A 23887-nucleotide genomic window follows, 5' to 3' on the forward strand; every position below is an offset into this window, starting at 1 on the left:
TGTTTTTTTACATATGAAAAAGACGGAAAGCATTTTTTCAGCGTACCGGACCAGAACGGAGTGAGTGATTTGTTATACAGAAGTCTTGCTAAACCTTTGTTGTTCAAAATGGACCCTGAGCAGGCCCATCATCTAATTATCGGTGGCCTCAGTGGAATGGGGAGTATTCGCCCGGTTCCTTCCGGTTTGCGTGTCATGTATGGCGTGCGTGAAACATCGGATCTGGCTGTGGATATGTTTGGATGTCATTTCCCTACACCTGTAGGACTTGCGGCTGGTTTGGATAAAAACGGACAGGCTGTAACGGGCTTTTCTTCCATCGGGTTTGGCTTCATGGAAGTGGGCACAGTCACACCGCTTGCACAGCCAGGTAACGACCAGCCAAGGTTATTCCGCCTGCCTCCCGATGAGGCATTGGTGAACCGGATGGGCTTCAATAACCTTGGAGCCGAAGCGATGGCGGGTGAATTGGCACGCCTCACAGAGCGCCGTATTCCAGTGGCCGTAAATATAGGTAAAAATAAGGCGACACCGAATGAAGAAGCGCATTTGGATTATGCGAAATGCATTCGGGCGCTATACGATTATGCGGACCTGTTTGTGGTGAATATCAGTTCACCAAATACACCGGATTTGCGTAATCTGCAACATGGGAATGAATTGAAGGAATTGCTTGCTGCAGTGATGGATGAGATGGAGACACAGCGCAAAAGAGCGGGTGGTTCCGTTAAGTCGGTCTTGGTCAAAATCGCACCTGATGTGAATGACCAGGAGCTTGAATATATGGTGAGCACCATTGCAGATAGTGGAGTTGCCGGAATCATCGCAACAAATACCACGATTAGCCGGGAAGGTCTGTCCCATCAGCATGCCAAAGAGACAGGCGGACTAAGTGGCAAGCCGCTGCGTGACCGTTCAACGGAAATCATTCGCCAAATTTATCGCCAGACCGAAGGCAAACTGCCAATCATCGGATCGGGGGGCATTTTCACAAGTGAAGATGCTTACGAAAAGATTAAAGCAGGTGCCAGCCTGGTGGAAATATATACGGCATTGATCTATGAAGGACCTGAAGTGAACCGGCGCATTCATGCCGGACTGCGTGAATTGCTGCGCAAAGACGGTTATAGTCATATTTCGGAAGCTGTCGGTGCGGAGCATCGTTAAGCAATGTTTCGGAGTTCCCCGGATTGAAAATTAGAAGCGTGGAAGAGGGCAATGTCGCACGGGACTCTTCCCCCCGCTTAACATCATGTATAATGGATAAGAACAGGGGAAGCTATAGAGACAGGAGGCATAAGCATGGACGGTAGAGACTGGGGTACATTTTTACTTCCTTATGAACAAGCGGTAGAGGAATTGAAAGTTAAGTTTAAAACGATGCGGGCGGAGCTTAAGAAAAGGGAAGAATACGCCCCGATCGAATTTGTTACCGGTCGTGTCAAAAAAATATCCAGCATTCTGGAGAAATCCAGACGCCTGAATGTGCCGCTTGATCAGGTGGAAACAGGCATTGAGGATATTGCAGGTATCCGCATTATGTGCCAGTTTGTGGATGATATTCGGCGGGTAGCCGAGTATATTCGTGGTCGTAAGGATTTGACGGTATTAATTGAAAAAGATTATATCACCAATTTCAAAGAGAGCGGCTACCGCAGTTTCCATATGATTATTGAGTATCCTGTTCAGACGGCTCTTGGGCAGAAGAATGTGCTGGCCGAGATTCAGATTCGGACGCTGGCGATGAACTTCTGGGCCACGATCGAGCACTCCCTAAGCTACAAGTTCCGGGAGAGTCTGCCGGATGATATGCGTGCACGATTGAAAAAGACGGCGGAAGCCGCTTTTGTACTCGATAATGAGATGTCGGCGATCCGTCTGCAAATTCTGGAGGCGCAAAAGGCCTTTGAAGATGACTCCAATATTGTATCAAGAACGTTGAACATCATACATCAATTGTACTTCTACCACCTTGTGAACGAAGCGATAGATGCACAAAAGCGTTTCAATGACTGCTGGGAGCGTCATGATATGGAAGGGTTAAAAGACCTTCTGGATGATGTGAAAGCACTTCTGAATGCGGCTAGAAAGGGCGAAAACCCGGATGAGCAGCTATGAGCCGCTGTATGTTGACTATCTAATCTACTTCAACCGCGATCAGGACTACTTTGAATGCCATGAGGTATTGGAAGAACTGTGGCTTGAACGGGATCGGGATTCTCTGTACAAAGGATTGCTGCAGATTGCAGTGGGATTGTATCATTTCAGGAATCATAACCTTCGCGGAGGACGCATGATGTTACAGAGTTCAGTAGATCTGTTAAAGTCATATCCGGAAACTTCGCGAGGCATTGCCCTTGGGCCGTTGGTGCATGAAGTACAGGAGCTGGTTCATGGGCTTTCGGGTCCTGAGCCGCAGAATTTTCCTTACAGAGACTTGTATATTCAGATTCAGGATGAGGTGCTTGTACAGGAGGTTCGAGAACGTGCTCTTGAACTGAAGCCTAATGTTCCCCAACGCCGAAGCCCTACACGTGGACGAATCTATGAAGAGAAGATGAAGGCAATGCAGCAGGAGCAGGGTTTGCAGAGCGAGTAAACTTGTAAAGGAAAGTCATCATCCGCTTCATTTATTAACATACTGTCAGACATATGATTTATAAAAAAACACCCCGACTGTTCCTCTAGAGGAATGGGCCGGGGTGTTCGGTATTAAAGGACATCATTAAAAGTTAGGAATAACTCAGGAGCTTGTCCATGCAATGGACAATATAATCCATGCGGGTCCATCAAATCCGCAAAGGGAAGATACGATTAGCTTGCTGATGGAGTAGCACTGCCTTTATATTTCTCGAAAAATTGCTTGTAGTCATCCAGGGTATAACCGTTGTCACTGCCATTTTCCTGAAGCCCGCCAACCATGCGGTCTTTCTCAACACCATCTTGATAATATACCAGAGTTGGTGTGTACTCAATGTTATAATCAGTCCAACCGGAATCGAATTCACGCAGATTGAACTGTGGTAGTTGAATGCCTTCCTCATCGACCAGTGGCATCAACTGAGGTGTAGTCGCACGGCAGTGTGAGCAGTCGGAGGCAAAGAAATAGACAAAGAAGCTGTCTTTGTTATCAATTCTGGCTTTCAGATCGTCAGGCAAAATAATTTGTTGGTAGTTCGGATCGTTCAGCAGTTCGCGTGTTGCAGGATTAAGCTTGGAGGCGGCGATGCCATAAGCATTCCCCACGGCGTCCATTTGTTTCTTGGATTGCTGGTTCACCAGGACAAGTGCTGCAATCAAAACGACGAAAATACCCAGGAAAATAAGGATCGCAGCGCTTTTCTTTTTCTTCTTGGATTTCATTAAGACATCCCCCATCGATCATATCGGAATATAGTTTTGGCAAAAATACGGGATGGGATAATATGCATAAACACCCGAATTTTTGCACATCAATCAATCTACTTGCCATTATACTACATTACACGCTGTAGTGGAATAGATACGATATGATAGGAAAGCAAAGCTTGGATATGATAAAATAAAACGATATTGCAATCTTACCAAGACAGGATGAGTGGGAATATGGGTGTAAAGTTACCTTTGATATTTGCTGAGCGAATGGAAAGTTTGCTGGGTGATGAGTTCGAACAATTTATGAAATCGTATGAACAGTCTCCCCATGCGGGATTGAGAGTGAATACGCTGAAAATATCGATGGAACAATTCGATGGGATTGCTCCGTTTGATCTAAGACCTATTCCTTGGTGTGAGACAGGGTTCTATGTACCTCATGGTGTTAAACCGGGGCTGCACTCTTATTATCATGCAGGCCTGTATTATATACAGGAACCAAGTGCAATGGCTCCAGTTGAATTATTACAGGTGGAGCCTGGAGATCGTGTGCTTGATCTGTGTGCTGCTCCGGGAGGGAAAACGACACAGATTGCTGCAAAGTTGCAAGGTAAGGGGGTGCTTGTCACCAACGATATCCATGCTGAACGCACAAAAGCGCTGGCCAAGAACGTGGAATTGTACGGGGTGAGGAACGCTGTTGTTTTGAATGAGTCACCCGAGCGGATCGCGAACGCATTTCCTCATTATTTTGACAAAGTATTAATTGATGCGCCTTGTTCAGGTGAAGGTATGTTCCGCAAAGATGAGGACATGGTGAAATCGTGGGAACATCATTCGGTGGAAAAATGTGTACTCATGCAGCGCGATATCCTTGAGACTGCGGCACGATTGCTGGCTCCGGGAGGTACAATTGTATATTCAACCTGTACCTTTGCGCCGGAGGAAAATGAAGCGATGATTGCGGAGTTTCTGAATGTAAACCGTGATTTCGTTGTCAGGGACATTTCTGAAGAGACAGGATTTGCTCCAGGGCGTCCGGAATGGGTGCGTCAGATGATGCCTGAGAAGGCCGATGAGACTAAAGATGTGCTGGATCAAACACGTGGTACCGCAAGATTGTGGCCACACCTTCTAGAAGGAGAGGGGCATTATGTCGCTGTATTACAGCATCGTGCAGGGCAAGGATTGGAAACAGATCAACTAGGAGTAGTTAAAGAAGGAGCAATGGAGTATGGACAGGTCGGGGATGTGTCCAGGATTGAAGTAGAGGGGAACAAGGATCACTCTATTGCTGCTTCTTCAATTGCTATGACCAAGGCTGATCGTAAAAAGGAACGTCTGTTGCGAATCGAATCCAGAGAGTCCCATGACAGACAGGCTGGTGGCAGCAAGAATCCGGGTAGACCGAGCAAAAAAGGTAAAGATCACGGTGGACGTAAATCGGAACGGGGTCAGGGACGCGGAGCTGATCCGGCAAGTATGGATCCGGTTGGGATCTACACTTTGTTTATGAAAGAACAATTAGAGATGGAGTTAACCGGAGAAACGGTATGTTACGGAGATCGTGTGTATCAATCATCGGTTGGCGCAGCACGGCTGGAGGGACTGAAAGTCATTCGTCCAGGCTGGTTTATGGGTACCGTGAAGAATGGGCGATTTGTGCCCTCTCATCCGCTTGCATGTGCTTTGAATGCAGCTGAAGCCCAGAGATCCGTTAACCTTTCTTCAGCAGAGGGTGAAGCAGTAAGGTATCTCAAAGGAGAAACGTTGAACATCGAAGAAGCACGAGTTGAACGTCAAGCAGATACGGCGGCCAAAGGTTATGTGTTGGTGTGTGTGGACGGTTTTGCGGCTGGCTGGGGGAAATGGCTGGATGGTGTACTGAAAAATGAATATCCGGCAGGCTGGAGGTGGACATCGGTATGAGTGGAAAAGGCAAACAAACGCTGCGTCTGGATAAAATATTGAGCCATATGGGCGTGGGGTCACGAAGTGAACTCAAAAAGATGGTGAAGCAGGGCAGAATCCGTGTGGACGGGAAACCGGTGAAAGACAGCGGCGTGCAGGTTAATCCGGACATAAACGTAATTGAAGCTGACGGAGAGCGGATTGTGTATCGGGAAATGATCTATCTGATGCTGCACAAACCACCTGGCGTGGTGTCGGCAACTGAAGATAATCGAGATAAAACGGTGATTGATCTGCTGCGTAAAGAGGAGCGTGTCTTTGATCCATTCCCAGTAGGACGACTCGACAAAGATACTGAGGGCCTGCTCATTCTTACCAATGATGGCCCACTTGCCCATGATCTATTATCCCCGCGTAAACATGTGCCCAAGACGTATGAAGCCCGTGTACTGGGGAACGTTGATGAAGAAGACATCGAAAAATTCAAAGCCGGCATTCAGCTGGATGATGGATATGAGACTTTGCCTGCGGAACTGACTGTGCTGGATCGTGAGGAAACGGAAGAGGGCGTGTTTTCCTCCATCTCATTGATCATTCATGAGGGCAAGTTCCATCAGGTGAAAAGAATGTTCCAGGCCGTAGGCAAACGCGTGGTTTATTTGAAACGTGTTGCCATGGGTGACCTGGAGCTGGATGCCAATCTGGAAATTGGCAGTTATCGCGAATTAACCGCTAACGAGTTAGATCGTCTGCGGAAGTAACAGTTCCCGTCCTTCGCGAAGCGAAGCAGGAAGTCTGGGCAGAAGGTGAAGCCCTGCCCGTAATGGTTCCGCTTGAGCTTGGGCGGGACCGGCGCTGTCAAGCGGCAGACCCGGCAACCAAGCGCTCCCACATCGACCGTCACATAGCAAGATCCTAACCTGCCGCCGGTAAACGAGACGGGAGTCCAGAGGGCAGAGCCCTCTGGGGCCCTCCCTCGGAAGGGAGGGGTTGGGTGGGTGCGACTCTTTTACAGATAAGGAATGAAGACAATGACAATTAAATTAATCGCACTGGATGTTGATGGAACGCTGCTTAATGATCATCATGAACTTACTGAAATGACGCAAGAGACCTTAATTCGTGCTTCCCGTCAGGGAGCTGAGATTGTCCTGTGTTCAGGCAGAGGTCCTGCGAACACGATTCCGTTTATGGAGCAGATGGGACTTGACGGATATGTCATTACACATAATGGGGCGGTAACTGCTCATGTTCAGACTCGTGAGGTGGTGCACCATTTTGCTATGGATGGACAAGGACTGGAACCTTTCATAACCTACTGCCGAACGCAGGGTGTGCATTTTGATATCAACACGGCGTTTGGACTCTATGTGGATCAGCCGGAAGGGTTGGAGTTGCAGGTACGCGAAATGTATCAAAACTTCATGGCAGAGCCATTAAAGCTGCCTCAATGGGCTGATATGACAGAGCCACTTGCGAAATTCACTGCGTTTGGACCCATCGAGCAGATGAATGCGGTGCAACAGGAGTGGTCGACTTGGAATCTTCCATATTATATGACGCGCAGCGGTGATTTTTTCATTGATCTGATGCATCCTGAAGCCTCCAAAGGTGCAGCTCTAAAAAGACTGGCTGAAGCAAAAGGAATCCTGCCTTCAGAGATCATGGCGGTAGGTAACTACTATAATGACATCACAATGTTAACCTTTGCAGGCAAAGGTGTGGCGATGGACAATTCCCCGGAGGAAGTTAAAGCTGCTGCGGATGAGGTTACACTTTCGAACAACGATCAAGGTGTGGCCCACGCTATCCAAAAATATGTGTTGTCTGTCTAATCGTACACTCTTAAATCTGAATAGACGCTGTATCTTATAAAATGCCGCTCTCAGGGGTAACCTAACAGAATAACGTTAGGAACTGAGGGGGACAGGTACATGGAACTGAAAGTAGAGCTGATTCCTGATCTTCGTACTTCAGGTGGTGAAGTACAGGATATTATGGTGGACGGTCAATATGTGGGTTCGCTGCTGCTTGTGTTCAGGGAAGGGGATCGGGTATCCGGTAGCCTTCAGATCGAGCAGAATTCGTTACCTGACGAGACAGAGCAATATATTGTGGAGCAGGTGCACGAATATATTCGTTCTCTTGCGGATGCGGTAAGCGCTGCTGAATATGAAGTGCTTGTAAGCTGGGGTACACTGTACTCTGTGTTACAGAAGTCAGAGTCTCAAACGGATGTGGTAATTCAGCCGTCACAGTTTGAAGATATGTATGATCACAATGGACAGAATGGTCGAGCTGATGTAAATGAAGTACACTTCATTCCTGGCTCACAAGCCGAATCATTTACATATGAAGACCCCGAACATTTGCTCGAGATGGAGCTTGTAAGCGCCGGACGCAGCATTTCCACCTATGTATTTAATGACGCCAATGGACAGGAACTGGCTGAAGCCTCTCTGAAACAATATGGTGCTGATGTGCAGGGTGAGATCCATTGGTATGATGAACCAGCTGAGAATTATCAAGATGCTGCTGCCGAGCTGTTGGTACGAGAGCTGGATGAAGAAATCATCGATACGATTACGATCCGCATGTGGCATCAAGGTCAGGAGCTGGAATCGGCGGAATGGGTACACCGGGATTTTGCGGATGAGGATGAGATAGAGTCTGAAGAAGATCTCGAAGAGATTGAAGCTGCTGAAGAAGCCTGTTACGTAATGATGGTGCGGAAAGATCGGGAGTTTCGGGTATACGAACTGTTTCTACAAGAACGCGGAGGGTTACCTGTAGGAACAGCAACGATTGATACCTCACAAGCGGATTTGTCAGGTTATATAGATTATCAGGTTCCCGGTACAAGCGTTCAGCGAAAGAGTCTGGTTGAAGTTCTGATGCGAGAGCTGGACAAAGAGCTTGAATTTGATACATTACATCTCACGATGTTATACCGAAATCAAATTATCGATGAAGCGAAGATTGAAGGGTAAGAGGCACAGCCTCTTGCCTTTTTTGTTTTCTTTTTGACGAAAAAGCCATTTCCCGGTATAGTACCATTAGTTTAAGAGAGACTTGGAAGTGGAGGAGAATCATGAAGCGCTCATTTAGTATCACAACAGACTACATTAATGATGAATTTAAGGCATTGCGGGCTCAGCCAGAAGACACGGAGGATGTGATGTCTCTGCTTATGGAAACAGCCGAATGGCTGCGGAGCCAGGGGTCTTCTCAATGGAATGCGTTGTTAAAAGGTGAGGATTCTCATAATACGGCGGAGGCCATTCAGCGTGGCGACGTATTTGTATTTAAAAAGGGATCTGACGTAGCTGGCATGGTCATTTTGATGAGCCAGCCAAGTGCATGGGATGTGCATTTATGGGGAAGCAAAGCGCATGCCGGGGATGGCGCGCTTTATCTGCACCGATTAGCCATTCGCAGAAAGTATGCCCAGAGTGGACTAGGACGGGCGATTTTGCAATGGTCCAGCAGCGGGATACAGTTTGAGGACAAACATATTGTCCGATTGGATTGTGGAGCCAAGAACGCAACATTGAACGCATTCTACGTGCGTAATGGCTACACTTTTGTAGGAGAGACAGACGGCTTCAGTACGTATGAGAAGGCGGTCACACATCAATCTGTATAAATCGTATGCAACATATCTGCTGCATTCAAAAAGCCGGGAGCTTCCACTGCTCACCGGCTTTTATTTGCATGTGGGCAAAGAGGTTTAACTTTCAAACCATACATCCGCTTCTTAGCCAAGCATGTTCTGAATATGTTGTATATACGACTCCGTAGTAAGGGCGTACGCAATTATTTTCCCCAGTACCTAACAGTATACGTAATGTCGTCATCGTCAGATGCAACATGGTACAATTGTTATTGAAATGAATTCTATTATTCGGCAGTAAATGAGCGAGTGATAAGGAATCTCATTTTGTACCTTTACTGAACATATGTTCTGATATATCATGATTGAAGATGTAATGAAAAGATCTATGCTAGAAAGGGGGAAACTAACGGTGAGATTGCTGCAGGCGCTTTTCTTTCCTCCGGAGCAGCCCGGAGGTGTATCCTCTATGATTCCGTATATGCAAGAGAGGTTTACAACCCCGAGGTGGGAGATGGATCTGTTCTCTTTGCCTAAGCGAATTCGCAACAAAGGCAGGGAAGATATCCAGTTTGAGACGTTCGATTGGACTACGTATCAGGATAGTCCTGTCGTGCAAAAATATATGCAAACCTACCGGGATTATTTGTGGTGGACCAAGCTGCGTATTCAGAAGCCTTACGATCTGATTCATGCCCATCACCCTATTGCGGGGCTTGCAATGAAGAAGGTTTTCCCGGATGTTCCTCTCATTCAAACGATTCACTCCAGTTATGAGCGAGAGCTGATACTGAATGGACGCATTGAGCCGAACGGACCGGAGCATCAATTCCTGCTGGCCATCTATGGTGAGCTAGAGCACCAGGCAGAGCGATTATTAACGGTATCGGATTCTTTCCGTCGTTATCTGGCGCCTCATGTACAGCATCCCGATGTTATCGGTGTGATTCCGAATGGTTTTGATGAGAAAAGGTTTAAGCCAATCCCCCATGAGAATGCGATACCACAGCTGGTCACCGTATGCCGTCTGGTTCCGGCGAAAGGGCTGGATATTCTGTTCAAAGCCTGTGCCGAGTTAAAAGCGCGGGGACATGATTATGTGCTTCATATTATCGGGGACGGACCCATCCGTCCAGATTTGGAAGAATTAGCTCAGCGGCTGGGCATTTATAATGAGACTATTTTTTATGGTTACACGCTGCACCCCGAGGAATTCATGCCATTTTTTGATATTTTTGTACTTCCTTCACGGGCGGAGGCGTTCGGGTCTGTTTTCGCGGAAGCAGCGCTTAGCTGTCTTGCTCTTGTAGGTACAGATGTTGGCGGCATACCAGAGCAGATCGAGAACGGCAGTAACGGCTTGCTGGTGCCTTCAGAAGACCCTTCTGCACTGGCAGAAGCACTGGAGAAGGTGATGGTTGACCCGGCGTACCGTTATGAGCTCGCTCGTTCAGCATGTGAGAAGGCCAAAACCCATTACTCTTTGGGAAGATCGGTCAATGAACTGAAAAAAATGTATTTGCAATTCCCGAGCCAGTTCTAACTTCTGGAAGGAAAAGAAAGAAGCCGCTGTATGAACAGCGGCTTTTTTATGTTTAGGGAAATGATGTTTCGCATTAAAAATACGTTGTTATAGGTGTTTGTTACGACCTCGAAAGCTTCCCCATCGATCCATTACCAATTTTGCCCCCCAGATTAGTGCCAAACTGCCGAAAATGGGGTAAAGGATAGAGAGCAGGGAACTAAATCCAAACTGGCTGAGCGAATAACATAACAGCATGATGGCCAGTATGATTAGTTTGGGATGTACGTGGACGTGCTGTCTGAGTTGGAGGGTCATTCCATAAATATCGGCTACAAATGTACTGAAGATTTCCATAAAAATCAGGGATACATAGATAGACTGGACTACCCATCCAAGTTGAAAGGCAATGCTGCCCATCGGAATTTCAAATTGTGTGATGCCAGGCATCTGGGCTGACATGGCGAAGTGAGCTGCCATAAGCATGAATCCTACACCAATCCCGCCCAGAACGCCGCCCCATTTCAGTACCTTTCGGCTTCGAATCTGGTTCCCCACCGGAACGAGTACAGCTTGGGCAAGTGCCAGGTTGAATGAAGTATACAAAAGAGGAGATAACCAGACCTGGATTGGATTGCTGTCTGTGGTTAATGTAACAAATCGGTTTGCGCCGGGATGATGTATGGTGCTGGTGATCATAAGCAGAGAGAGCAGGAGCATCATGGGCACTACGATACTGTTCATTTGCAGAATAGCCTGAATGCCCCGTCCAAGCAGTAGATAAGTACCGATAAGGGTAACAATCAGTCCGGTCTGGTAATGAAGCCCCAGATGCTCTACAAAGACCGAGCCTGCTCCAGCCAGCATGACACTGTTTACTCCGATGAGAATAAGAAGGGTAACCCAGGTAATCCAGTTTCCTGCTTTATGACCGAATAGATGCTTGTTGAGATCTTCGTATGAGCGTGAGCCGGTATCATGGGCAATCAGCATCATTTTTGTACCTAACCAGACAAAGAGCATGGTCGATAAGCCAATGGTAATGGTGGCCCATTTGCCATACTGGGTAAAAAACTGCAATATCTCCTGTCCTGTTGCAAAGCCGGCTCCTACTACCGTTCCAATGTATGTAAATGCGATCTGCAGCACCCGAAATGCCTGTTTCATGCGTTTCCCCTCTCAGGCCCCTGAATAGTTTGGACATGCGGGTGCCATGGTACAAGGTATGCTTGACCCATCAAAGTCATGACAATTGAAGTGTGACCTGGGGTCATTTACATGCTCTGGACAAGAGTTAAGGCAATTTCGCTTGAACTGATAGCCGGATCTATGATACTTTTACGTCATAGGATAGGCTTGGGAGGTCAAATTATGGAAGTATTGAAACAACGAATTTTACAAGAAGGCGTAGTCATGTCGGATCAGGTGCTGAAGCTGGATGGTCTGCTGAATCATCAGATTGATCCTGCATTGACGATGGAAATGGGACGTGAATTTGCCGCCCGTTTTCGTGAAAGTGGTGTAACTCGGGTCATTACAGTGGAGTCTTCCGGGATTCCGGTCGCTTTTGCTGCCGCACATGAACTGGGTGTTCCGCTGGTATTTGCCCGTCGCAAAAAAACACTTTTGGCTGACCCCGATGCCTACTGTGAAAGAGTGCCTTCTTTTACCAAAGGGATCGTAACGGATATTATGGTGTCCCGTGAATATATTCATGAGAATGACCGTATTTTGTTTATTGATGATATCATTGCGAATGGAGATGCCGCTCGCGGTGTCATCAAAATTATCGAACGTTCGGGTGCAGAACTGGTCGGATTCGGTGTCGTGGTCGAAAAATGTTTTCAGGCCGGAGCGCGCACCATTCGTGAGCAGGGTATCCCGGTTGAAGCGTTGGTGCGCATTCGTTCACTGAACGATGGCACCGTGCAATTTGACGATAACGAATTGTGACTTTTTAAAGGAAAAAGTGCCTATTTTTATAACAATGCCTTTGCATGACCGCTGATTTCATTTATAATGGGGTTATGTTAGGGAGAGGAGGCAACACCATGGGTAACCAACCGGCAACAGAACAATTTTTTATTGATAAGCTGGCTGAATCGAAAGTACATTTTGAGCGTGCCCTGGATTGTAAACATACGGAATTCGATGACCTTTATCCCTATATGATTGAACATCCTCAATTTTTCTGGTACAAACGCTACGTAGCCTGGTCAGAATTGCTGACGATTGTAGGCTTGTGCGAAGAGTTGTCCTTCTCTTGGAAAGAACAATTTACACCGCATCAAGTGGAGTACCTTGAAGAACGTGTGATGTCCGCCAAAGTGCTTGATTTTTGGTTTGAGAAGAACGACAGCAAAGAGCACGCGCAGCGGTAACTTTCAGTCGGGACATATTTTCGAATGACATGACAGTCCAATACAGTCACGTGAGACCTAAATGACTTTTCATTTAGGTCTCTTTTTGTAAATAATTTTTTTGGGAAAGTAGGCGCCATGAATATGATCAGTGATGCAGAATTGGATGCACTGCGTTTATCGGGTGAAAAAGTAAGGGTAGTACGGGACGAGATTCAGTCCAATGATGTGACAGGCATTGTAGTGGCCTGGGACGGGGAGCAGGTGCTCATTCGCCGTCAGAATCGTCGTGTGGTTAAGCTTGATCGGAATTATCAGTATCAGCTGTTCAGCGAACCACGCAAGAGCCCGCTCGAAGAATAGGACAGGCGTTTTTAGGTTCATTTACCATGGATGTATTGGCATAATTGCACCTCTCGGGAGAAAAGATAGGTACAGTGAGAGCTTGTAACATATCAGCCGAGAGGATGTGCGGTACCATGACATTGATGAATGATAAGGTTCATGCCTATAAAGATCAGATTGGTGAATTAAGCGACGTGCTTCCAGCTGTGGTGAAGTCTTATCATGAATTCACTGGAGAATGTTTTCAGGCAGGTGAGATTGATGCCAAGACCAAACAGCTGATTGCGCTGGGCATTGGTTTGTTTGCAAACAATGAGGTATGTACGTTTTACCACGTGGAAGAAGCACGTGCCAAAGGAGCGACCGATCAGGAGATTATGGAGACGGTTGCTGTGGCTGGAGCAGTTGGCGGAGGCCATGCGTTGTCTCAGGGTGCATTGAGAGTACAGAAGGCTTTACATTAAAATCAATTTCAATATCACTGTAGACAAAGATAGACGAAGAAAAGGCTCCGGTTATAACCGAAGCCTTTTCGTGTTTAACTTATATTTTGCCCAGCATCTTGTTATACATAAACTGTCCCGTTACCCGGCGTGCTGTTACGTAACGATCATTGAAGTAAGGATTGGATAATTGAGTGATGCTGACACCCTTGCTGCTTGAAGCATGAGCGAATTGTCCGCCCCCGATATATACACCTGTATGTGAAATGCCATTGCCCATCGTATTAAAGAATACCAGGTCACCCGTACGCAGATTAGCTTTGGATACCGGAGTGCCGGCCTTAGCTTGTTGCTGGGAAGTGCGTGGTAATTCAATGCTATATTTGTTGAAAATATATCTCATAAATCCAGAGCAATCAAATCCGGCCAATGTTGTGCCGCCCCATTTGTAAGGTATGCCTGTCATGTTGTTAACGACGGTGTTAATACTGCTTGCCTCTGTGCTTGCTGCACCGGATGTAAATAGAACTGCTGCTCCAAAAATGGAGATGATAAGCTTTTTCAAAATTTTTGTTCTCCCTTCGATGCCTACGGAGTTAGCTAAGGGTTCGGTAGAAGGTTCCCTATATTTCCTATGTATAAGAATAATTCACCCAAAATGGTTCCCCCGTTTTCAAACATGAAACTCGGCAAATGAATAATTAAGTTTTTGTAACCTTTTGAAACTATATTGCATAAATGCGAAAATGTCAAACCGTTCTTGAACACTTCTTATCATCTCAATGTTAACGGAATTATCGCTTTTTATGTAGAAATAACTCGAATGAAGTGTTTTAATAGATGACAAAAAAGTAACTACTGTTTCAGAGGGAAAGAAATTGGACAATTTATTGGCTTTCTCACATACGATTAGACTAGAATTAGTAGGTTAAGCCAATGAATTTGTTACATATTGTTGCAAATATTGACAAAATACAACTTTTTGCATAGACTTCTAATTATGAGTTCCATTTATTGGATTTAAAGAAATAGTTTGAGTTTTAAAACAAATATAAGGAGGAAGTAGGCGCAAGGAAAACAGTTTGCAGAAAATGAATTGGGGAGTGTTCTAAACGATGGTGAAGGAACAAGCAAGGTTTGCATCTTTGGTTATGGCATGTACAATGGTTTTCTCTGTTATCGGAATGGTATTTCAGCCTGCTGTTAAGGTATCTGCTGCAGACGCCTCTGGAACAACAGCAAGTATCTCAGATATTTTGAAGAATCAACGTCCTGACGGGGGATGGAAGAAGGATTACAAAGAAACAAGTGGTGAGTGGGCCAAATCTACGATTGATAACAAAGCTACATACTCAGAAATTAGAAGACTAGCCAAAGAATTTAAAAAGACGAATGATCCGCGATATTCGGCTGCTGCCATCAGAGGAATCAACTTTTTGTTAGATATGCAGTACTCCAATGGAGGATGGCCGCAAGTATACCAGAGCTCAGGCTATCACAAACACATTACCTTCAACGACGATGCCATGATTAATGTCATGTACATGCTGGATGAAGTAGGTGCACGTAAAGGTGATTTCTCATTCATCGACAGCTCTCTTGCGGATCGCAGTAAAAAATCAGTTGCCAAAGGTGTGGATGCTATTCTCAATACTCAGGTTGTAGCAAATGGTAAACTGACTGCATGGGGACAGCAGCATGATTCCAGCTCCCTAAAACCTGCAGGAGCAAGGATTTATGAAGTGCCTTCTCTAAGTGCTGGAGAGAGCAGTACGATTGTAAAGTTTTTGAAAACAAGACCGTCGAACTCGAAAATTAAGGCTTCAATTCAAGCAGCAGAATCCTGGTTCAACAACGTTAAAATTACAGGATACAAGTATGTCAGAGAAAACGGAGATAGCAAACTCGTAGCTGATTCAGGTGCAGCGCCAATTTGGGCACGTTTTTACGAAATTGGAACGGATAAACCGATCTTTGTAGGACGTGATGGGGTTGTGAAATACAAACTCAGCGATATTGATAAGGAAAGAAGGGGCGGGTATGCCTGGTACGGCAACTGGCCTTCTAAGATCTAATTTATAAAAAGCTTTACACGTTAGAAGAGGATTTATTTATTTGTTGACACTAATTACCTGCACATGATATATTATCTCTTGTCGCCGCGATGTAATTTCTCGGAGATAAGAGATACGCGGTCGTGGCGGAATTGGCAGACGCGCACGGTTCAGGTCCGTGTGGGCTAACCCCCGTGGAGGTTCGAGTCCTCTCGACCGCATCATGTGTAACACCAAGAAAGGTTCCTAGAATGGCATTGTTGCCACTTTAGGAACCTTTTTTTATTTGTTTGCAGATTTTGATATTTGCTCATCCTGATTTTTTTCTACCCATTCCCTCGACTTGAGCAAAGATGAAGTTTTCATTTGTTTATTTATCCATTAATGGAAATATGTTTGTTCTGCGACGGTTTGCCCCTATAATTCAGGTTAATTGTACGTAAAATACCGAATTGTACCTATCTTGGGAATGCATCATCCACTATTCTCTTCTCGTATGGAAGCGCTATCAACAGGAATTTGAATGACCAAATTCAGAGGGGGTAGGGATAATTTGAAACGAATCGGAAAAAGGATTGCAATGTGTTTCATGGTATTCATGATTGCGGCGGTGCAGTTCGGGATAACCGGAACAACAGGTAATGTGGCACAAGCAGCAGATAAGAGTCTGGCCCAAAAGCCGTATATGGGTTGGAGCAGTTACAGCATGCAGGTATATGACGGGGCGGGTAACTGGACATCGGCCGAGAGTATTAAGAAGCAATCGGACGCCATGCGCGAGAAGCTGCAAGCCCATGGATATGAATACATTAATATTGATGCTGGCTGGAACGGTGACGAAGATGAATACGGCCGTCCAATTCCGAGTACTGTTCTTTATCCAAATGGATTTCAGGAGGTCATCGATTATGTCCATAATAACGGACAGAAGATCGGGATCTATCTCATTCCGGGATTATCCATCACAGCCTATGATAAAAATCTTGAGGTGTATGGGACGGGCGGGGCATGTCGTATGCAAGATATTGCAGTAAAACCGCTTGTTGTTATGGATGCTTGGGATTCGTACACGTACAAAATTGATTTTTCAAACCCTTGCTCACAGAAGTACATTGACTCCATCGCGGATCTTCTGGGCGAGTGGGGTATCAACTTTGTCAAATTCGACAGTGTGACGCCAGGATCGGGAATTAATAACCTGAGCCGGGATGCACGCGGTGATGTGGAGGCTTGGTCCAAAGCCCTGGATAGAAATAACATCTGGTTTGAGCTTTCCTGGGCGCTTGACCACAATTACGTGGACTTCTGGAAAAAGTATGCGAACGGCTGGAGGATCGACTGGGATGTTGAAGCCTATGACAGCAGTAAGGGATTGACCGAATGGTCAAGTATTTCCCGCTTATTTCCCATAGCGGCCCTCTGGTGGCGTGATGCAGGTCCAGGAGGCTGGAACGATTTTGATTCCCTGAATGTCGGGAATGGCTCGATGGATGGTCTGACCAGGGACGAGCGGAAGACCGCTACCACGTTCTGGGCAATCTCTTCAGCACCGCTTTATACAGGTAATGATCTGACCAGACTGGACAGCTATGGACTGGAGCTGCTGACGAATGATGAAGTCATTGCGGTCAATCAGGCCGGACGTCCAGCGCATCCCGTTTCCATGGACACCAAACAGCAGGTTTGGTATGCCAATAACGGAGATGGTACGTACAACGTAGCTCTGTTCAATCTGGGCAATCGGAGTGCCGAGGTCAAAGTGAAATGGAGTGATATTGGCCTCGAGGGTCCGGCTTCGGTCCGTGATCTCTGGAGCCATTCCGAACTGGGGAATTTTAATCATGAATTCAGTGGCGGCGTACTGGAACCCCATGCTTCCCGGATGCTTAAGGTAACCGCACTGAGCGGCACATCAGCTGTTAATGATGATGATACGGGCATGCGCTATAGTGGGGATTGGAAGCGGAACGGGGGCAAGGAGCAAATCGATGGCAGACAGGATCTGAGCATCGCCATTACGGATTCCTCGACTACTGGTCCAGCGAAGATGAATACGCAGCAAGGAGCTGACTTGGAAGCTGGAGTTGACCCAACCGCGAATACAGAAAATGTAGCAAATGCTGCTTCCATGGATGCGGCTGCTGTTACCGAAGTGGTTTACATTAATGATGATGATAGCCATATTCAGTACAACGGTTCATGGAGTCAAAATAGCGGCAGAGGTTTCGGAGATTACAAAGATGATGTACATTTTACTGAGGATGACGGCGATTATTTTGAATATACCTTCACGGGCACAGGTATTGATTTGCTGACGGAGAAGGACAAGGGTCTGGGAGACATGATAGTCACACTCGACGATGGAACGCCTGAGACGGTTAGCGCTGATACCGATGGTGAACGAGAAGTCCAACAGTTGCTGTATAGTGCTGCTGGATTGACTAACGGTTCGCATACCCTGAAAGTCGTCAAACAATCGGGCCAGTATATGCTGCTGGATGCGCTTAGAGTAACAAGGGAAATTCCCACCGGAGGGCAGAACAGCACCATTAGTCCCCCTTCTGCTGACTTTGACAAGGCAACAGAACAACAGAAGGACATTACTGTCACGCTCACATTGAACGGTAATACATTAACTGGCATTGAAAATGACGAAGTAATGCTCAGTGAAGACGACTACACGGTGGTCGATGACCAACTGAACATCAAGAAAGAATATCTCACCCAACTGCATGTAGGAACAACGGACTTCATTGTCAATTTCAGTGCTGGTGATCCGCAAACTCTTACTGTTCGAGTTAGCGATACAACGGGCATTCGTTATGTCCTGATCAATAACGACGATCCGGCAATTAAATATAATGGCTCATGGTCCCGCAGCACGGGGCGAGGTATGGGCGACTATAAGGATGATGTACAGTATACCGAGACGAATGGTGATTCCTTTGAATATACCTTCAGAGGAACTGGGATCCAGCTGTTCACGGAGGTGGACCAGTCACAGGGAGATATGGATATCTATGTGGATGGCCAATTCAAGGAAACGGTCAGTGCGTATCGCAACGGAAGATTGGCACAGCAGAATCTATACAGCATATCGGGCCTGCCTGATGGGCAGCACACGCTGAAGGCCGTCAAGAAATCAGGTAGATTTATGCTGCTTGATATGCTCAAGGTTGAGCTCCCGAATATGATTAATCCGGTGAATGCGAGCTTTGACAAATTAGCTTCTGCTCAGGCTGACATTGATGTCACGCTGCTGATCCAGGCGGGAAGCTTTAAGGGCATTACCAACGGTTCCAATGAACTGACACGAGGTACTGATTATACGATTAATGGCGACCGCGTTACACTGAGCAAAACGTATCTTGCTGCCCAGCCTTTGGGAACGTTAAATCTCAGTTTTTCCTTCGGTGGTGATTATCTCAATGACGTACATTCAACGACGTCGGATGGAGATTTCTTCGAATACACCTTCAATGGTACCGGAATAAGCTTGATTACACCTATGGGACCGGAGCAAGGGGAAGTGGATATCTATGTCGATGGACAGCTGAAACAAACCGTGAATGCATACAGTCCGAGTCGCCAAATGATGCAGGAGATATACAGCATCTCAGGACTGGTGAAAGGTCAACATACACTCAAAGTTGTGAAAAAATCTGGTGATCTTATGCTGGCCGATCAACTGAAATTTACTGTCCCTACTGGAAACGGAAACGGTGAACCGACGAATCCGTCCAATCCGTCGAATCCAGGTGGTCCATCCAATCCAGGCGGACCATCGACTTCAGTCGCGCAGCCTTCAGACACTTCTGTGCCAGCGCCAACTCCTGAATCCGGAACAACTGACGGGACAACAGGAACGGATGATGCTCAGGATATTCCGTATAAGAAGTATATCCAAGGCTATCCGGGCGGGTTGTTCAAGCCAGATAACGAACTCACCCGTGCAGAGATGGCAACCATACTCGCAATGGTATCTGAGAAAGAAGCCACGGGATCTGCTGTTGCATTCAGTGACGTTAAAACTGAATATTGGGGAGCCGACGCCATTGCTAAGGTAAGCAAGATGGGGCTTATGAATGGCTACAAGGATGGCACGTTTAAGCCAAATCAGCCATTGACTCGTGCGGAGATGGCCACTCTTGTGTCCCTTCTCGGTCCGGCTTCCGAGAATTCAGGCGATGGATTCTCGGATATCGGTGGCCACTGGGCCAAGGAAGCCATTTTGAAAGCGCAAAGCGCAGGCGTTTTGAAAGGTTATAGTGATGGAACTTTTCGACCGAATGCCTTACTGACAAGAGCGGAAGCCGTTGTAGCAATCAACAGAGTTTTGGGCAGAGCACCGCTCACGAACGTTTCGCAACCGCAGTGGAAGGATGTTCCTTCCACGCATTGGGCCTTTGGTGATGTTGAAGCAGCATCCGCTGATCAGATTGTAAAACCCCGGACAGAAGGGGAAGAACCGAAGAAGAAATGATGTGAACTAGGATTGGGGGGCCATCTCGGCCCCTTTTTTCTGAATGTTAAGGAGTTATGGAAAAGGAGGCTTACTATAAAAAATACACTATTGGAGTCGCAGATCATCTCAAACCAAAGAGCTTCGGAAATGTTAAAAAAAGCAATGATAATCGTCTTTTTATCGTTGCCTTTTATTCATTCCCGAATGAAATACGATGGAAGAATGAGATAAAACAATTGACTAACCCGGAAAATATTATTATCTTTGATAACGCTACCAATACCTCAAGGAGGGGGAGGAGGGTTACCCATTAAATATTCCAATGTTTTTCGTAAATTTTTAATTTCCTACGTGATCATTTTGGTGATACCCAGCATTGGCGGTTATATGTCTTATCTGACGTCCATCTCCGTAACACAGTCCATTTCCATTGAGAATAGTGTTATCCAACTTCAGAAAAGCCAGGAAATATTGGAGGGCCGCATGGCGGAAGTGGAGGGTTTCACCCGACAGCTTGCGGTCAATCAGGAATTGAACGTTCTTATGAATGAAAGGGACAACGAAACCAACGTATATGGGATATGGAGAACGATGGAGAATGTGTTGACCTTTGGACAGACCAATGATTTTCTGCAAAACTATTATATTTATCTTGCGAATTACAATCTAATTTTGACCCCGGGCTCTTCTTACAGACCGAATCACTATTACACTGATTTTCGTTATAACGATCTTTCGTTGGAGGAATGGATGAAGGATGTGTTGGGGAAGACTCACCGGAGTGAGATTAAACCGCTCAGTTCCTATGTCAGTAGGGGGAAGCAGACTTCGGTAATCACATATATGCAGTCATTACCTCTGGACAGCTTCAAAGATTCTTCACCAGCTGTCGCCGTTGTGATCATTGACGAGAAAATGATCCTTAGTCTGTTGTCCAGCCTGAATGACCGATACGGTGGCTGGGTTCATATCAGCGATGCGGAGGGAAATACCATTGCGCTGCAAGGGAGCTCCGAGCCCGAGATGGTGAAAATGGCCTCAGACTCTCATTTTGATCCAAGCAGAGTCAGCCAGTTCTATGGAGATGATCTTGTGATCACTACAAGATCTGATAAGAACGGATGGGTATACCAAGCGGGCATTCCCCGTCATGTCCTGATGGAGAATGCAAACAGGATCAAGGGGATGACGATGCTGATCACAGGCAGCACACTGCTCATCGGACTGATTGTTGGACTTGTGCTGGCTTATCGCAACAGCGTTCCAATCAATCGACTGTTAAGTGTAATGAAAGAGCAGTTTGGGAAGGATGAGCCGGCTCCCAAAAATGAATTTGACTTTTTGAGTGGAAATATCGCTGATATGCTGACCAAGAACAAGCTGCTTGAATCCGAATTAAATCGCCAGCTCCCACTGGTCAGGGATGCCTTCCTGAAGCGGCTGATCTCCGGCGAATTCAAATCGCGGGATGAGATTCTTTCCGCGGCCGAACAGGCAGATATTAATTTGTATCAAGGCACGGGATATGCGGGAATTGTCCAGATTAAGGGTTATGCCAGTATGGACAGCGTTGAGATCCTGAATGAACTGAATGCCTCCCGACTTCTGTTGAAGCAGGCCTTGGCTGAACTGGGCGTAGATGTCCTGATGACGGACATGGGCTCGGATAAAGTGGTCATCCTGTTCTTTTCCAAGGAAACTGACTCCGAAAGGGATCGTGAAAAGGAAGATATCACGCATATCATGGAGAATGTGGCACAGTATGTCTTCAATGAATACAGGATCACCATCCAGTCAGGATTCGGAAATCTCTTTACATCGTTGACAGAGGTCAGTCTTTCCTTTGATCAGGCCAATCAGGCACTGGAGTATGCAGTCTATATGAACAAAAAAGGCATGATGTGGAACAACGAAGCCCAAACTGAAAATACAACGTATTATTACCCGCTGGATTCGGAGCAGCGACTGATTGGCACGATTCGTGCAGGAGAACTTGAAGAGGCCAAACGGATTGTCGATGCGATCATTGTGCAGAACATGGAGCAGCGGGAGTTGTCCATGGAAATGAAGCATCAACTTGTTGGAGAAATGAAGGGTACTTTTCTCAAGTTGCTGGATCAAAAGGCGTTTACGGAATATGCCTCCATCGAGAATGTGAAACGGCGGGTCATTGATATTGGTTCCTCGGAGCCGCTTGAAACGATAAAAGCTGAGTTTTATGAAATCATGGAAGAGCTGTGCTCCGTTATTGCAAACAAGAAGAAGGATGCTCATATTCAAATCATCAAACAGATTAAGGAATATACAGCGAAAATGTATTCAGATACAGAGCTGACTCTGTATAGGGTGGCAGAGCATGTTGAGCGGCCCGAGAAATATATTTCTCAATTATTCAAAGAGTTTACGGGTGTTAATTTCTCCGATCACCTGATCAAAGTCCGAATGGACCAGGCTGTGATTTTGTTAAAAGAGAGCAATTATACGGTGGACGAGATTGCGTCACGGGTAGGTTATAATAGTTCTCACTCCTTCAGGAGGGCCTTCAAACGATTGAATGGAGTTTCACCTAGTGTGTATAGACAATCGGTTGACGATTAATGTAAGGAAGACCTTTAGGCTGTGTTGTCCGTGTTCCGGACAATGCGGTCTTTTTTTGTGAATCCGCCCCCATAATGGAAAAATGTCTGTCGTACTGCGGATTTGTGCCCCCAAAAACAGGATAACTGTACGTTTAAAGGCGCAGGTGTACCTGTTTATGGGACATTAAAATCGAATATGATCAGATATAAGAAAGCGCTATCATAATTTACGCATAACAGACAGCTGGTAAGGGGGGATTGTTCTGGAGAAGGAAATCGTATTAAATCACAAGACATCAACACAGCCGAAGGCACCTGGTTTTCTGACCAATGCCCGCAAAAGAATGATGAAGCACTGGCAGTTACATCTACTGGTGATTCCGCCCTTGCTATTTTTTCTCATCTTCAAGTATTATCCGATGATCAATGCGGTTCTTGCCTTTAAGGACTATAACGTCATCAAGGGAATATGGGGAAGTGATTGGGTTGGTTTTCAAAACTTTCGTCTGTTCTTTGAGAACCCATTATTCTGGACCCTGGTGAAGAACACCATTTTACTTAGCGGTTATTTAGTGTTGGCCGGATTTCCAATTCCGATTGTGCTCGCACTCATGATTAACGAGGTGCGCGGAGCCAAATTCAAGAAATTCGTCCAACTCGTATCCTTTGCACCCTATTTCATCTCAACAGTCGTGATGGTGTCCATGATTATGCTGTTCCTGGCACCACGGCTTGGATTTGTGAACATCGCCATGAACTTCTTTGGGTTGGATTCCGTGAATTTTCTGGGTGAGCCAGGCATGTTCCGCTCAATCTACGTCTGGTCCGACATTTGGCAGACTGCGGGCTACAGTGCGGTTATTTATTTGGCAGCACTTGCCGGAATCGATCCCACATTGTACGAAGCGGCTAAAGTCGATGGGGCCTCACGTTTTCAAAAAATCCGTCACGTGGATCTGCCAGGGCTGGTGCCAACCATTGTCATTATTTTGATCCTGAATGTCGGAAATGTCATGGCAATAGGTTTTGAGAAAGTCTACCTGCTACAAAATCCGCTTAATCTGGCTAATTCTGAAATCATTGCAACTTATGTCTACCGAGTCGGCCTGTTGAATGCCAACTATAGCTTTGCAACTGCCGTAGGGCTGTTCAACTCACTAATCAATCTGGTTTTACTGGTTACGGTGAATGGTTTGGCGAAGAGAGTTACTAAGAATAGCATTTGGTAGGAAAGGAGTTCA

Annotated in this window: 20 protein-coding genes, 1 tRNA gene and 1 riboswitch; of the genes, 18 read left to right on the top strand and 3 right to left on the bottom strand. The window is 46.2% G+C overall.

The genetic code is table 11. The features are described 5' to 3' along the window. Positions 1 to 69 precede the first annotated feature (69 nt). The 3 genes from RS891_RS10235 (at position 70) to RS891_RS10245 (ending at position 2599) form a co-directional block, all read left to right on the top strand. Entirely contained in the window at positions 70 to 1167 is a 1098-nt protein-coding gene (locus RS891_RS10235) for a quinone-dependent dihydroorotate dehydrogenase (RefSeq protein WP_113052771.1), read from the top strand. 135 nt (positions 1168 to 1302) lie between these two features. Further along, on the top strand, positions 1303 to 2118 hold the full coding sequence (locus RS891_RS10240; RefSeq protein WP_113052770.1) for a GTP diphosphokinase: 816 nt from the start codon (positions 1303 to 1305) through the stop codon (positions 2116 to 2118). Then, complete coding sequence (locus tag RS891_RS10245) at positions 2105 to 2599, top strand: DUF309 domain-containing protein (RefSeq protein ID WP_315795207.1); 495 nt, start codon at positions 2105 to 2107, stop codon at positions 2597 to 2599. Before RS891_RS10240 ends, RS891_RS10245 begins: the two co-directional genes overlap by 14 nt. Positions 2600 to 2814: 215 nt before the next feature. Here RS891_RS10245 and RS891_RS10250 read toward each other — a convergent pair whose 3' ends face one another. After that, the gene (locus RS891_RS10250) at positions 2815 to 3363 is read right to left on the bottom strand and encodes a thioredoxin family protein (protein ID WP_113052768.1); all 549 of its coding nucleotides are present in this window, start codon (positions 3361 to 3363) and stop codon (positions 2815 to 2817) included. Between the two features lie 222 nt (positions 3364 to 3585). Here RS891_RS10250 and RS891_RS10255 point away from each other — a divergent pair, with 222 nt between their 5' ends. The 6 genes from RS891_RS10255 (at position 3586) to RS891_RS10280 (ending at position 10421) form a co-directional block, all read left to right on the top strand. Then, on the top strand, positions 3586 to 5283 hold the full coding sequence (locus RS891_RS10255; RefSeq protein WP_113052767.1) for an RsmB/NOP family class I SAM-dependent RNA methyltransferase: 1698 nt from the start codon (positions 3586 to 3588) through the stop codon (positions 5281 to 5283). Then, complete coding sequence (locus tag RS891_RS10260) at positions 5280 to 6026, top strand: pseudouridine synthase (RefSeq protein WP_113052766.1); 747 nt, start codon at positions 5280 to 5282, stop codon at positions 6024 to 6026. The genes RS891_RS10255 and RS891_RS10260 overlap by 4 nt, the downstream gene beginning before the upstream one ends. A gap of 270 nt (positions 6027 to 6296) precedes the next feature. Continuing rightward, positions 6297 to 7100, top strand: a complete 804-nt coding sequence (locus tag RS891_RS10265) for a Cof-type HAD-IIB family hydrolase (RefSeq protein ID WP_315795208.1) — start codon at positions 6297 to 6299, stop codon at positions 7098 to 7100. Positions 7101 to 7199: 99 nt separating this feature from the next. Beyond that, on the top strand, positions 7200 to 8255 hold the full coding sequence (locus RS891_RS10270; protein WP_113052765.1) for a hypothetical protein: 1056 nt from the start codon (positions 7200 to 7202) through the stop codon (positions 8253 to 8255). Positions 8256 to 8356: 101 nt separating this feature from the next. Then, positions 8357 to 8911, top strand: coding sequence for a GNAT family N-acetyltransferase (locus RS891_RS10275; RefSeq protein ID WP_113052764.1), 555 nt, complete (start codon positions 8357 to 8359; stop codon positions 8909 to 8911). 379 nt (positions 8912 to 9290) lie between these two features. Further along, positions 9291 to 10421, top strand: a complete 1131-nt coding sequence (locus RS891_RS10280; protein ID WP_315795209.1) for a glycosyltransferase family 4 protein — start codon at positions 9291 to 9293, stop codon at positions 10419 to 10421. A gap of 87 nt (positions 10422 to 10508) precedes the next feature. Here the strand turns inward: RS891_RS10280 and RS891_RS10285 are convergent, their stop codons facing one another. Further along, a complete protein-coding gene (locus tag RS891_RS10285) occupies positions 10509 to 11567 on the bottom strand; it encodes a YkvI family membrane protein (protein WP_113052762.1) in 1059 nt (352 codons plus the stop codon). 204 nt (positions 11568 to 11771) lie between these two features. Here RS891_RS10285 and RS891_RS10290 point away from each other — a divergent pair, with 204 nt between their 5' ends. The 4 genes from RS891_RS10290 (at position 11772) to RS891_RS10305 (ending at position 13569) form a co-directional block, all read left to right on the top strand. Next, complete coding sequence (locus RS891_RS10290; RefSeq protein ID WP_063564778.1) at positions 11772 to 12353, top strand: xanthine phosphoribosyltransferase; 582 nt, start codon at positions 11772 to 11774, stop codon at positions 12351 to 12353. Between the two features lie 98 nt (positions 12354 to 12451). Beyond that, positions 12452 to 12781, top strand: coding sequence for a hypothetical protein (locus RS891_RS10295; RefSeq protein ID WP_024629266.1), 330 nt, complete (start codon positions 12452 to 12454; stop codon positions 12779 to 12781). A gap of 123 nt (positions 12782 to 12904) precedes the next feature. Continuing rightward, positions 12905 to 13123, top strand: a complete 219-nt coding sequence (locus RS891_RS10300) for a hypothetical protein (protein WP_076289379.1) — start codon at positions 12905 to 12907, stop codon at positions 13121 to 13123. A 116-nt stretch (positions 13124 to 13239) separates the two neighbouring features. Beyond that, on the top strand, positions 13240 to 13569 hold the full coding sequence (locus RS891_RS10305) for a carboxymuconolactone decarboxylase family protein (protein WP_113052760.1): 330 nt from the start codon (positions 13240 to 13242) through the stop codon (positions 13567 to 13569). Positions 13570 to 13648: 79 nt separating this feature from the next. On the opposite strand, the gene RS891_RS10310 is transcribed toward RS891_RS10305, so the two are convergent. Next, entirely contained in the window at positions 13649 to 14113 is a 465-nt protein-coding gene (locus RS891_RS10310) for a C40 family peptidase (RefSeq protein ID WP_090895654.1), read from the bottom strand. 5 nt (positions 14114 to 14118) lie between these two features. After that, a riboswitch (cyclic di-AMP (ydaO/yuaA leader) is annotated at positions 14119 to 14250 on the bottom strand. 413 nt (positions 14251 to 14663) lie between these two features. On the opposite strand from RS891_RS10310, the gene pelA reads away from it, so the two are divergent. From pelA to RS891_RS10335, 5 genes are all read left to right on the top strand, one after another. Continuing rightward, positions 14664 to 15623, top strand: coding sequence for a pectate lyase (gene pelA / locus RS891_RS10315; RefSeq protein WP_315795210.1), 960 nt, complete (start codon positions 14664 to 14666; stop codon positions 15621 to 15623). Positions 15624 to 15739: 116 nt separating this feature from the next. Next, positions 15740 to 15823: transfer RNA gene (locus RS891_RS10320), tRNA-Leu, on the top strand. Positions 15824 to 16155: 332 nt separating this feature from the next. Next, complete coding sequence (locus RS891_RS10325; protein ID WP_315795211.1) at positions 16156 to 20085, top strand: X2-like carbohydrate binding domain-containing protein; 3930 nt, start codon at positions 16156 to 16158, stop codon at positions 20083 to 20085. Positions 20086 to 20550: 465 nt separating this feature from the next. Then, a complete protein-coding gene (locus RS891_RS10330) occupies positions 20551 to 22665 on the top strand; it encodes a helix-turn-helix domain-containing protein (RefSeq protein ID WP_315795212.1) in 2115 nt (704 codons plus the stop codon). Between the two features lie 355 nt (positions 22666 to 23020). Further along, a complete protein-coding gene (locus RS891_RS10335; protein WP_024629272.1) occupies positions 23021 to 23875 on the top strand; it encodes an ABC transporter permease in 855 nt (284 codons plus the stop codon). Positions 23876 to 23887: the final 12 nt, after the last annotated feature.

The organism is Paenibacillus sp. BIC5C1 (genome assembly GCF_032399705.1).
Lineage (GTDB): Bacteria > Bacillota > Bacilli > Paenibacillales > Paenibacillaceae > Paenibacillus > Paenibacillus taichungensis_A.